This window comes from Chitinophaga sp. S165 (assembly GCF_003182155.1).
In the GTDB taxonomy this organism is placed as follows: Bacteria; Bacteroidota; Bacteroidia; order Chitinophagales; family Chitinophagaceae; genus Chitinophaga.
Genome location: NZ_QGTG01000014.1, coordinates 65,642 through 79,059 on the forward strand (window position 1 = coordinate 65,642; position 13,418 = coordinate 79,059).

A 13,418-nucleotide genomic window follows, 5' to 3' on the forward strand; every position below is an offset into this window, starting at 1 on the left:
ATTTTTAGAATTGAACATTTACCCCGAGTAAAAAGCTACGTGTCATCGGATAGGAGCTGTAATCTATTTTCAGAATATCATCACCAATAGAATTCACTGCAGGATCAATTCCTGAGTATTTGGTGATGGTAAACAGATTTTGCCCGGTCACGTAAGCCTGTAACCCCTTTACCACTTTATTATGCAAGTTGAAATCGTAGCTGAGCCTTACCGACTGCAGGCGCAGGTAAGAGGCATCTTCCACGGTTTTTGAATTCACGGTCTGTTGTCCCTGAGATGTAGGATTTACAAATGAAGGATATTCGTTAGTCGGATTCTCCGGTGTCCACCGGTTCAGATAAGGCTTGGCCAGTTTATTCCTTCTGAAGCTGATAGGGAAATAACTGTCAATAGCAGCATTGTTCAGTACACTGCCGCCCTTTGCTCCTTCCAGGAATACGGACAGCGAAAGGTTTCTGAACGTGAAAGTATTGGTGACGCCGTAGGTAAAATCAGGTAAAGATTTACCCAGAATAACACGGTCATCCGCATTGATCTGTTTATTATTATCCAGGTCCCTGAACTTGAGATCTCCAGGTTTAACGCCTTCCGGTGCATTGGAGAAATCATCATGTGTCTGCCATACGCCCAGCACTTCATATCCGTAATACGATCCAAGAGATACGCCAGGTTTGATGATACTCGCATTCGCAATAAAGCCAGCGCCACCAGTAAGGATCTGCGACAAAGGTCCCAGGCTCAATACCTTATTCTTCACCGTAGAGAGCACCATGCCCACGTTCCAGCCAAGTCCCCTTTTGCTGCGTAAGATATCGCCCGCAATATGCAGGTCTATCCCTGTATTTTTCATCCTTCCGATATTCTGTGTTTTTACACCGAAGCCGGTACTTAACGGTTGTGGCAGATCCAGCAACAGGTCCGAAGTACGTCTCTCATAATATTCAACAGAGCCAGTCAGGCGACTGTCGAACAGGGCAAAGTCAACGCCTATATCCGCCTGTTTCGCTGCTTCCCATTTCAGATCGGGATTGGCTACACGGGATGGCGCAAGTGACGTATAACGGTTTCCTCCGAATATAGCATCGCCACCACCCGAGAAAGTAGTGATATAAAGATAGTTGGCGATAGACTGGTTACCTATTACACCATAGCTAATCCTGAATTTCAGTTCATCAATAAAGCTGGCTCCTTTCAGGAAAGACTCTTCATGCATTTTCCAGGCAAATGCAGCGGAGGGGAAGTAACCAAAGCGGTTATTTGAACCGAATCTGGAAGATCCGTCAGCTCTGAAGCTGGCAGTGAGCAAATAACGGTCTTTGAAAATATAGTTGACACGTCCGAGAAAGGAAATGATCTTCGTAGAGGCCCTTCCGCTACCTATCTGGTTCAAGGCGCTGTTACCTGTACCTATCGCATTATAGGTAAGATCAGGTAATGCATATCCTCTGCCGTTACCGCCAAAAGAATTCGAACCAAAATGCTCAGAAGTAGCACCCGCCACCGCATTGATGACATGGTCCTTGCCAAAGTCCTTCTTATAATTCAGCGTAGCCTCTCCCATATAATAGTTCACATTACCGGTGTTAATGGAAGCGATCCCGCCGGTGGGAGAACCCAGTATAGTAGTCGGGTCCAGCCAGGTATTCCGCTGGGTAATGTTCACATCACCCGATCCTCTCACTTTGAGCGAAAGGCCCGGCACGAAGAAATACTCGCCATATATAGACCCGAAAGTCCTGAAGCCATCACTGTTGGCATACTGACCATTCGCCAGGATCAGTGGGTGATCTATGGTGGTCATGAACGGCGAGCGATTGTAAGTGCCATCCGTATTATATACCGGATAGCTGGGATCATAATTGATAGCAGCATATAATGCACTGGCATTTTCATTCACTCCTATCCCGACAGAATTGAAGTTGTCCCTTATATAAGAGGTGTTGAAGTTGACGCCAAATGCATACTTCTGCGCTACGCTGTTCTCGAGGTTAAATCTCGCCGTATATCTTTTTACTGATGAATTCTGTAACACGCCTTCCTGGTTGAAATAACCCAGGGAAGCGTAGAATCGTGTATTGTCCTTTCCACCGGAAACGGAAAGGTCATGGCTTTGTACATTAGCGGAACGGTACAGCTCCCGTTGCCAGTCTACATTGACCGGGTCATTAGTTACCCTTTCAGAAGCGACGCCTCCACCATCATCGATAATAGCATTCAATACATCTTTATATTGCTGGCCGGTCAGCATCTCAAGTGAATTCGAAGCTTTCTGTACACCAAAATAAGTGCTGTAGTTAACGCTTAACTTCCCGCTCTTTCCCTTTTTGGTAGTGATCATTACCACACCGTTGGAGCCACGTGACCCGTAAATAGCGGTGGCGGAAGCGTCCTTTAATATTTCTATAGACTCAATGTCTGCCGGGTTCAGGCTATTCAGTGGGTTACGGGGATTGGGTGTTGCCACGAAGCCGGCGCCGCTGCCCGTTACCGGAGAAAGATTATTGACAGGCATCCCGTCAATGACATACAAGGGGTCATTCCCGGCCGTAATGGAGCTTGCTCCGCGGATCTTTACGCTCATGGCGCTACCCGGCTCTCCGCTTTTCTGGTATACCTGCACACCTGAGGCACGTCCCTGCAATGTCTGCTCGACGTTGATATTTGCACCCGGTGTAAGGTCCTTTGATTTTAATGATACGACAGCGCCGGTAACGTCCGACTTTTTTACTGTTCCATATCCGACTACTACAACCTCGCCCAGGTTCTCGTTCTTTAATTCCAGGGCGACATCCAGGATACTTTTTTCTAATACAGGGATTTCTTTTGTAGTATAATCTACCAGGTAGAATAACAATACAGCTTTGTTACCAGGTACCTGGATAGAAAAGTTACCATTTGCATCAGTGGTGGTTCTGGTATTGCCCCCTTTCAACAATACTGTTACATTGGCCAGCGCGGTCCTCTTGTCGGCTGAAGTGACTGTCCCCCTGATAGTGCGTTGCTGGGCATTGGCCAGTAACGTAGAAAATAAAAGCAATTTGATCAGCAGCAAACGTGCGATTTTTGGAATTCTGTTCATTAGATTATTGGTTTTAAGCGGGTAATGGCAAACCAGGATGCAGAAATGAGTGCCTGAGGATCGGTGGTGGAATTCCCCTCAGTCTTCCCGGAGTTCTGTGATATTGTGGCCGTAGGTGGTGTGGGCCAGGTGAGAAATGATGCACCAGGGGCATAAAGCCCTGGCAGCGTTTTTAAAAAACGTGACGTTCTCTTCATGACGGAATTTATATTGGCAGTATAAAGTACCGTTCATTACACCTTTAGGGCTATAATTTTTGTAGCAAAAAATGAGAAAAATGTAGTGGAGAAATGAGTAGAAAATTTATAACCAACTGGTTAATAATAATATATAAAAAAGCCAGCTCAATAGACATTGGGCTGGCAGGTTTTCTCAGGGATATGGTCGGTTGTATAAATCCGGCGTTATGGCAGGCCGGCGGGCAGAAGCGTAAACTGCAGTATGTTCTTCTCTGTCAGATAAAGTTGAGCAGCCTGTTGCAATGCAGGTACCGTAACAGCATCCAGATTTTGTGATACATGCTGTACTTCCAACAGGTCTTCGCCATTCTCTAATTGGCCACTCAGGTAACTAAGCCAGAAACTGTTGTCTTTAAGTGCCAGTTCAGTATTCCGGCGGGTAGATGCTTTCACTTTTTCAATTTCCCCTGTCAGTGCCCCGTCTTTCCGCAACGATGCCATTTCTTTTAGTACCAGCCCCGTCAGATGTGACACATTAGCCGGTGCACAGCCAAATGCAATGATGAAGGCGTAACGGTTCTTAGGGTACTTATTAAAAGAAAATTGCACAGAAGGACTATATACCTCACCTGCTGTCTCCCGGAGGCTTTGTAAAAGCCGGATCTGAAGGATCTGTCCCAGAGCATTCAGTACCTGGTTGTTCACCATACTATATGTATAATCACCACTTATGATCATCCGAACCAAAGCCTTCTCCGCCGTACCCGCTTTTACCGTTTTCTCCAGCTTTCCCGCAGGTATATGAATACCCCGGTCTACAGCGGTCTCTTTCCTGCTTAAAGCCGGTAATGCGCCCAGGTATTGCTCCAGTAAAGGCTTAATACTGTCATTACTAAAACTGCCGGTAAAAACAAATGTAAAGGCGGAGGCATCTGCAAACCGGTCTTTATAGATGTCATACGAACGCTGCAGGGAGATCCTTTCCAGCTTTGCAATACTTGGCGGTGCGTTCCGGTAGTTATAATTACCCATGGCGTATGCCATCGTATCATTAAATATATTATTGGGATCTGCATAACGGCCCGGTAACGTTGAACGGGACCGGCTGACAATATTGTTGTATAACATGGTGTCTTTCCGTGGTTGTGTAAACCGCAGATATATCAGCTGTAAAGCAGTTTCCAGATCGCGTACTGAACAAACGCCCTGTATGCCCTGTGAGCGCATAGCAATATAGGGCGCCACTTCCGCTATCTTCCCGTTCAAGGCGGTGCTCAGTTGTATGGGGTTCAGATCCCCGATCCCCATGCTGCCAATGAGCTGGTCGGCGCTTGCAGCAGCATCATACAGGCTATCGTCATACACCGAGGTGCCGCCTGGTGCAAAAGCCCTGAACCTGATCTCATCATTTTTAAAGCTTGTAGGTTTAAGCACTACTTTTAATCCATTACTCAGGGTCAATTCCTGAACTGCTATCGCCGGATAATCTTTTGTCTCACTGATGGCGCCTTTTTGGGGTATGGCAGTCATCAATGAATGTCGGGCCGTATCTTCTTTATAAATATCCAGCTTAATACCTCCTATCGTTGTCAGCCACACTGAAACAGTATCTATGCCCGGCAAACTGATATGATCTTTGTCTGGTGCAAGGATGAGTATATCGCGGTCAGTCTCTTTCAGATAAGTATTGGCAACTGCCTGGATATCGGCCAATGTAATAGCGGCTATTTTCGTTTTAGCAAAATCATGTTCCCAGCGCACGCCAGGTATAGCTTCTCCCGTCAGGAAATGACGCTGATACTCCTTAACAAAATTCAAAGAAGGCGTTTTATCCGTTTCGTTAAGAGCAGCTTCCATATTGCGGATGTATTGCTGTTTGGCTGTGGCCAGCTCTGTGGCGGTAAAACCAAATCGCCTCACTCTTTCCACGATAGACCAGGTTTGATGGAAGGCGGATGTCAGCTGGCCGTCTTTGGCTGTTACATTAAACTGAAAAGCATCAAGGTCGCCCATTACAGGTTGTATACCCATACCCGCACTCACATACGCGGGATTCCGTTCGCGGCTGCTTTCCGTAAAACGCCGTGTATTCAGCAACTGGTTAAAAAGTGTCCGTTGCAGGAATGAAACATAATCAGCTTCTGTTCGTAGTGGTGTTGATTTATGTTTGATGAATATCTGCAGCTGCGTAGAAGTAGCTTCTTTATCAGTCACGATCAGGAACTGGTTCTTACCGGTAAGCGGGATGTCATACTGTGGCCGCGGCCGCGCATGAACCGGTTGTCTAAGTGTGCTGAAACTGGTTTTGATCATCTTTTCGATCGCGGTCACATTCACATCTCCTACAACGATCAGTGCCTGCAGATCGGGGCGATACCAGTCGTCCAGGAACCGTTTAATTACAGGCCGTTTAAAGTGCAGCAGAATGCTGTCCAGACCTATAGGCATACGCGTTGCATAACGCGAATTGTTCAGCAGCATAGGATAAAACTGGCGTGCCATCCGCTCATTTGCACTTTTACCCAACCGCTCTTCTTCCAGTACAATGCCACGTTCCTTTTCAATTTCCACTGGGTCCAGCGTGGCTTCCTGTGCCCAGTCGCGCATGATCTGCATCGCCATTTCCACCATGCCGTGATCTTCTGAAGAAATAGGCAACTGGTAGACCGTTTCATTGAACGTAGTGTAGGCATTCAATTCGGCGCCAAACTGTATTCCCGCTTTCTGTAACTGGTTTACAAGCTTGTTTTTCGGAAAATGTTTGGTACCGTTGAAGTTCATATGTTCCAGGAAATGTGCCAACCCACGTTGATCATCATCCTCCAATACAGAACCAACCTTATTCACAAGGTAGAACTGTGCACGGCCGGGAGGCGTTTCGTTATGCCTTATGTAATAGGTAAAACCGTTTGCCAGCCGGCCGGTACGAACAGCAGGGTCCAGCGGAATTAACTGGGCCGTGGCGACCTGCTGTATGCACAGCAGGATCACAGCCATCATTGTAAAATATTTAATGTACATATCAGTTAACAGCATCACTAATGATTATAAATCTGTTTTAATTGCTTATCCAGGTCTTCGCCACGCAAACTTCTTGCAATGATCTTTCCATTGGGATCTATCAGGAAGTTCTGTGGTATGCCCCGGATGCCATAAAGCGGAACGACTATACTATTCCAATATTTGAGATCGGATACATGTGTCCATGTAAGCCCGTCTTTATATATGGCCTTCAGCCATTGTTTCCGGCCGTTCTCATTATCCAGCGATACACTGAGTATCTCAAACCCTTTTTCATGATACTGCTTGTAGGCTTTTACAATATTGGGATTGTCTGCCCTGCAAGGCCCGCACCAACTGGCCCAGAAATCCAGCAGCACATATTTGCCCCGGAAGGAAGATAGCTTTACCGGATTGCCCGAAGTATCTGGAAGCGAAAAATCCGGCGCTTCTTTTCCAACCACCGTTTTGATGTCAAAGGCTTCTTTTGTGGCAAGTTCTTGAGCAAAGGCTTGCGCATCAGCCGTTGCTTTGAGCTCCGGCGACAGTAATTCATAAAGCTCATTTATTCTTGCGGTTTCTTTGGCGTCTATCTCTTTTGCATATCGTTTCAATGCATAGAATGATACCGGAGATGCCGGATTTGATCTGATAAAGGCGCTATATGTTACCTCCGGTTTTTCCTGTTGCAACGCCTTCAGCTGCTGCTGTAATTTGATGACTTCCTTTTCTTTACCAAACCCTTTTGCTGCATTCAGCTTTTCTTCCAGTAGTGCGATTCTTGCATTGTAGCGCTTCGCCGTTTCATTCATTTGCCTATATTGCTGCATCGCAACCGAACCGGTAACAGTGATATTGGAAAAGGATCCGGTATGTGTCACTTCGAAACATTCTGCGCTTAAGAAGAGGGGAGCCATGCCTGCCAACCGCAGGGACGTGCGATCATACATGAACAAACTGGCTTCCCCTCCTTGTGAAGCCCCCTTCAACAAGTAAGTGTGATCTTCTTTTACATGCGCGGTATCGTTTATCATTCGTCCGTCTTTAACGAAAGATAACGAGATAATATCGGCATCTACATGCAACAGCCGCCCCCTGATCTCAAAACTATCCTTCTGCTGGGCATGTAATATCCCGGGCGTTGCGTATAGCAATAGCCAAAACAATTTCTTCATTGTTGCTGATGATTTACTTTAATACTTCTGCTAATTTTTGATGTAGGGCTTCACCACGCAGATTCTTCGCTATGATCACCCCGTTAGGATCTATCAGAAAATTCTGTGGAATAGATGTAACACCGTATAGCCTGGCAGATTCACTTTCAAAGCCATTCAGCTCTGACACCTGCACCCAGGGCAAACCATCCTTTTCAATCGCCCGTTTCCAGGCATCTTCCTGACTGGCTGCATCGAGAGATACGCCCAATATATCAAAGCCCTTGTCTTTAAAACGCTGATAGGCGCTTAATACATTTGGATTTTCTGCCCGGCAGGGCCCACACCAGCTAGCCCAAAAGTCGACCAGTACATATTTCCCACGATAGGAAGAGAGACTTACAGGACGTCCATTCACATCCTTTTCAGTGAAGTCGCTGGCTGTTGTGCCGGTACTGGTCAATGCTTCCGCCTGTGCTTTCTTCAGTTGTGCGGCCCTCTTTTTTTCAAGTGTCACGCTTGCGTTACTTAATACATATGTCCGGGCGCCCGGTGGCAATATGTTCAGCAAGCTGTCATCGGCTGAAGCTGATGAATTAGAGCTGATCAGCATTACCATCAATTTAGGCGCGATCTGCGAAGATGGGTGCGTTTTCACAAAATTGGTAAAACATTCATTCATTAAAGTCATCGCCTCTCCCATCATTTGACTGACCACCATTTGCACGGTGGGATTAGTTTTTGCCTCTTCTGATGTTGCGATCGTACGCAGGCTATCAATGAACGGCATCGCTTTTTTTATGGCCTCACGGTAGTCAAGTTCCGCTTTTGCGCCGTCCCCCGAAACAATGTTATGCTTGAATTTCTTGTTCAATAGCACGTGTATCGTACCTCCCGTTACATGCACATCTGCGCGGTCTATGAAGACCATTCCCCGACCATCAGTTTGAGGAACAACACCCGCAAGTTGCATCTCTGTCAGTCCGGTCACATTTCCTGAAAAGCGGAACTTACCATTCTTTACAGTAGTACTGTCGCTCAGAGATAACTCCCGGCCATTTTCACCGACTTTCTTCTCCATATAGAGATAAACTTTCGGTGGCATCACAGCAAAATTTCTGATCGTTCCGTCAATTACAAACTCCTTTTTATCTGTTTGAGCAGTGACTGGCTGCAACATGTACAGGCATGCAAAGGTCATTGTAATAAAAAAATTACATAATTTCATAATGTTCTTATTGGTTGGTGTTTATTGGTATCCTGCGGTTTGTACAAGGTTAGGATTAGCAAAAATGTCGTCCACTGGTATCGGCCACCACTGCATATAAGGTTGCCAGCTGGTTCCCCCCTTCATCGGAGTAAGTACAACCATGAGATCATTAAGCTTCTCTGTTCTACGCAGATCAAACATGCGGTGACCATTTTCGGCGAATAATTCTGTACGGCGTTCCTTTGCAATAGCATTTTGCATTTCTGCGCTGCTGGAAGCAGTGGTACCTGGCAATCCGGCGCGTGTCCTTATTGCATCAAGATCGGATTGTGCACTGCCAGCCCCGACGACTCGCCCTAACTGTGCACGTGCCTCTGCACGTATGAGGTATTGTTCAGCGAGCCTTAATACAACAATATATTCTACATCGTTAATTCTTGTTTTATACTTGTCGGGAAACCTATAGCGAATGGTTGTATCTGTTATAGAGGTAGCTAAGCGTGTCCAGCTTGTAAAGCGGTTATCACCGGGTTCAAAAGTACTGACCAGGTCATTGCTCATCGCTACCTGCACGCCATTTGCGGGAAAAGCAGGCACTGTAGCAGCCATACCGTTATTGTACGCCTCATAGTCCCTTGCAAAAGATCCTGCTACCGGTGCAAATGCGCAGATGGTCTCTTTACTCCCTTTCAGAAAGACTTCAGCAAGCGCAGGTAACTGGTAAAGACTGTTGCCTATCACAGCGCTGGCCTGTATTTCCGCATTCGTCCAGTCTTTATTATACAGATACACACGGGCCAATAAAGCAGTAGCTGCGGCCTTATTAGGCCTTCCACGGTCCACAGTCTCCTGACCATTACCTCCTTTATAGCTGTCGCTTAAGAGGCTTTGTGCCTGCAACAGGTCTTTGATGATCTGCGCATAAACGTCCTGTACCTTCGACCGTGAAGCAGTATTGTTTACACGGTAATCGGAAGTTGTAGCCAGCACACAATCCCCAAACAGGTTCACCAGGTAAAAATGCAGCAATGCGCGCATGAAATAAGCCTCCCCCAGCCACTGGCTCTTATATCTAACTGTCGCCTCAGAAGCACTGCTCACCCCTTCGATAGCCAGGTTAATACTATACATCAGCTTATAAATAGATGCCCAGGTACCGCCTGTGTTAGCTGCCTGCACAGCATTTTGATAATAAATCCGTTCGGTGGCGGTAGGCAATCCTATACTTTGTAACTCATCTGAATAGATGCCTGTGTAATAACCTATGCCTTTCCCGTCAAATATATTATTGATACCACCCGAACCTCCTGCCAGTGAAGAGTATACATTATTAATGACGGCCGCACAGGACTTATCCGTAGTAAATGCAGCTTCTCCTGCAATAACGTCCAGTGGTAGTGGCATATCAAGGTACTTTTTACAGCCACCCAGTAATATGCCGAGACAGACCATATAAATAGCGTATTTGCGAAAAATGATATGATGATGGATACGTTTCATGATCATTAATTTTACAGGGTGATATTAAGGCCTGCCGTGAATTTTTTTAGAGGCGCCATACCAGCGCCCAGGTTATCGGGATCGAGGTCTTTATACTTGGAGATAGTTAGCAGGTTGGTTCCGGATGCAAAAATACTCAGATTGCCAATACGCTTTTTAAACAGCGATGACGGTAAATTGTAATTGATATTCAGACTGCTTAATCTGGCAAATCGTGTGCTGCTGTAAGCTCCGCTGCTGTTAAAAAAATTATACTGCTGTAGCGCCGCTATCAGACTTTGGCTTGCCCGTTGCACATTGGTCTGATCACCTGGTTTTTGCCAGCGGTTCAATGCATACTCTGAAGGATTGACATTGAATACACCTGCCGACAATGATTGCGACCCCTGCATATTGCGTCCTATCCTGTCCACAAATGTTATCACAAAGTTCACAGAAAGCCCTTTGTAAGAAACGGTATTAAGCATACTGCCAAAATATTTAGGCGCCAGATCCATCAATGCTGTCCGGTCTTTGGGATCTCTTAAGGCGCCTCCCGAAGCAAAGTTCCACTGCCCTTTCACGCCATCTTTATAAAAAGCGTAATAACCGTTTTCCGGGTCTACCCCCGCATAGTCAAATACCTTTATTGTCTGAACAGATTTACCGACAACCAGGTTAATATTCGTAAGCACCTGGCCGGTTGGATAAGCTACCAGGGTGTTCTTATTCACTGAGAAAGTAATAGTGCTTTTCCAGGTAAAATTCCTGGATCTGATGTTGGTAGTGTTTAGTGTAATGTCATAGCCACGGTTCACGATCACGGCACCTGAGTTAATAGGCAAACCAGTAGACCCCGTGGTGCTGGCAACTGGTAGTGCGACCAGTTGGTTCTCACTCCGGTTTTTATAGTGGGCAACATCTAACCCTATACGCCCATTAAGGAACTCAACGCTCAGAGCCAGTTCTTTCTTCAATATCCTTTCCCAATGCAGGTCCGGATTATACAGTTTGGTAGGAAAAAGGGATACACCACCCTGATAGGCCGTACCATTACTAAATGTATTAAGATAACTATATTCAGGAATGGCATCGCCGCCTGTACGGCCGATGCTGCCTCTGACCTTTGCAAAGTTCACCACTGGCAGTACACCTTTAAACCAATTTTCACTACTGATGATCCACGCTGCACCTATAGAACCGAATTTACCATACCTGTGACGCGGCCCGAATTTGCTGGAACCGTCGTAACGCCCGTTCAGGTTCAGGATGTATTTGTCCGCCCAGTTATAGTTCACTATACTGAAATAAGACAGGCTCCGGCCTGGCGTTTGTGTATAGGAAGTAGTCAGATTATTGACCGCTGAGAAAGTGGGATTGACCAGCAGATCATCACTCAGGAAATCAAACCCGTTAGTGCTTTGATTATAAGATAATTTATTCACCAGCGTACTACCTACAGTTGCCGTCAGCTTTCCACTACGTCCCAATCTGAACTGATAATTGATATTAGGGTCCAGGTTCCAGGTACGTACTGTATACAGGTTAAGACTACCCCTTGTGATATAATTAGTAGAAGGGTCAAAGTAGGTAGAAGGATAACCGAGGTTTTGCCGGCCTGTCAGCATATTAAACCCGACAACAGCCCTAAACGTAAGTCCCTTAACAGGCATATACTTAAATTCTGTTGTAGAGATCAGGTTGTTGGTTTGATTTCTGGTGATGGATTTGAAATCCTTGAAGTCGTTTCCACTGGCGCCAGGTTCCCAGTTGAGATTACCGTCCGGCAGGAAAATAGGAGGTGCATTAGGTGCCAGTAGGACCGCATTTGTAAAGTCAACCGGCAGCATATCATTCAATGTAGAAGTATAAGCACCTGATAAGGACAAATATACTTTCCCGCTGGGAGAGGTTGTGTTCAGATTTAAATTAACTCCACCAGACTTATAAGCACCTGTATTTCTTTGAATACTTTGTTGCTCATTGTAATTACCGGCTAACAGATAGTTGACGTTTCCAACACCTCCGCTGTAAGAAACATTAAACATGCTGGTCTTACCGGAAGCTCCCGCTACAATATCCATCCAGTTGGTATTCCTGTCGAGCGGCCAGGTACCGTTCAGATCCAGATCACCTGGACCAGGAGTGGCATTATCATTTTTAAAGGCCTCACGGCGCAACATTAAATACTGATCAAGATTAAGCAAACGTGGAGACTGTCCCCTTACAGAAACTCCTGTTTGTGCATTGATGTTCAGCACCGGCTTACCACCTTTCCCTTTTTTTGTTGTAATAAGCACTACACCGTATCCTCCCCTGGACCCATAGATCGCAGTGGCGTCTGCATCTGTCAAGACATCTATACTTTCAATCATAGCCGGATTCAGGTAATCCAGTGCGTTTCCTCCTTTTAGCAGCAGATTGGTATTAGAGGCATAAATAAATGGCAGTCCGCCTGATGGATAAGGCACCCCGTCTACAATGTAAAGCGGTTGCGTACTTGTCAGCACCGTGCTTTTACCACGAATGGTAACGTCTATCGGTGTTCCCGGCTGGCCCGTACGCTGCTCTATGAACATGCCGGGAACGCGTCCTTTTAACGCTTCCAGTACATTTACAACAGGATTCCTGGCAATCTCCTCCGCTTTAATAGTAGAGATAGTACCTGTGCTGAGACGACGGGTGGTGATCCCATAAGCCAATACCTGCACTTCGTCCAGGCGGGAATGCGACGGCTTCAGTGCCATGATCACATAAGTACCGGGTTTTACTTCCCTGCTTTCATACCCCATATAAGAAATAATGAGCACATCATCTGGTTTGGCATCGATCTGGAAACGACCTACACCATTGGTAGTGGTACCGTTCAAAGTGCCTTTTATTTTGACAGATGCCCCTACGAGCGGTTCCCCGGTAGTATCCGTTACTATCCCCTTTACAAGCAAACGGGTCGCCTCTACCGGCGTTACTTCCAATGAAGGAGAGAGCTGTACCGGAGGCTGAACCACTTTCCTCGAAAGGATGATCGTCTTCTCCCTGATCAGGAAAGTGATCGGCTGATCTTTTAAGATCATTTCCAGCAACTCCTTCAGCGGAGTATTATAAGCAGTGACAGATACCGGTTTTGTATCGGTGAGAACATCCTGGTTATAGAACACAACATAATCGGATTGTTTTTTTATGGCAGCAAACACCTTTTTAAGCGGCGCATCTTTCATCGTCAGCGTAATAGACTGCGCTCTGCTGCTTGCACGAACCTGTAGCAGAAAGAATATTAACAGAATAATCGTCAGTTTCATAACTAATACGATTTTGGT

The 13,418-nt window shown here is 46.1% G+C and carries 6 protein-coding genes; all 6 read right to left on the reverse strand.

Going from position 1 to position 13,418, the window contains the following annotated elements; genetic code table 11:
* Positions 1-4: 4 nt before the first annotated feature.
* The 6 genes from C7475_RS30990 to C7475_RS31015 all read right to left on the reverse strand — a co-directional run bounded on the left by C7475_RS30990 (position 5) and on the right by C7475_RS31015 (position 13,400).
* Positions 5-3,079: a TonB-dependent receptor gene (locus tag C7475_RS30990; protein WP_110057320.1), complete on the reverse strand. Its 3,075-nt coding sequence runs from the start codon at positions 3,077-3,079 to the stop codon at positions 5-7.
* A 404-nt stretch (positions 3,080-3,483) separates the two neighbouring features.
* A complete protein-coding gene (locus tag C7475_RS30995; RefSeq protein WP_158286662.1) occupies positions 3,484-6,258 on the reverse strand; it encodes a pitrilysin family protein in 2,775 nt (924 codons plus the stop codon).
* A gap of 38 nt (positions 6,259-6,296) precedes the next feature.
* A complete protein-coding gene (locus C7475_RS31000) occupies positions 6,297-7,433 on the reverse strand; it encodes a peroxiredoxin (RefSeq protein ID WP_199236316.1) in 1,137 nt (378 codons plus the stop codon).
* Between the two features lie 13 nt (positions 7,434-7,446).
* The gene (locus C7475_RS31005; RefSeq protein ID WP_110057322.1) at positions 7,447-8,640 is read right to left on the reverse strand and encodes a TlpA disulfide reductase family protein; all 1,194 of its coding nucleotides are present in this window, start codon (positions 8,638-8,640) and stop codon (positions 7,447-7,449) included.
* 21 nt (positions 8,641-8,661) lie between these two features.
* The gene (locus C7475_RS31010) at positions 8,662-10,122 is read right to left on the reverse strand and encodes a RagB/SusD family nutrient uptake outer membrane protein (protein WP_158286663.1); all 1,461 of its coding nucleotides are present in this window, start codon (positions 10,120-10,122) and stop codon (positions 8,662-8,664) included.
* Positions 10,123-10,133: 11 nt separating this feature from the next.
* On the reverse strand, positions 10,134-13,400 hold the full coding sequence (locus C7475_RS31015) for a SusC/RagA family TonB-linked outer membrane protein (RefSeq protein ID WP_158286664.1): 3,267 nt from the start codon (positions 13,398-13,400) through the stop codon (positions 10,134-10,136).
* Positions 13,401-13,418: the final 18 nt, after the last annotated feature.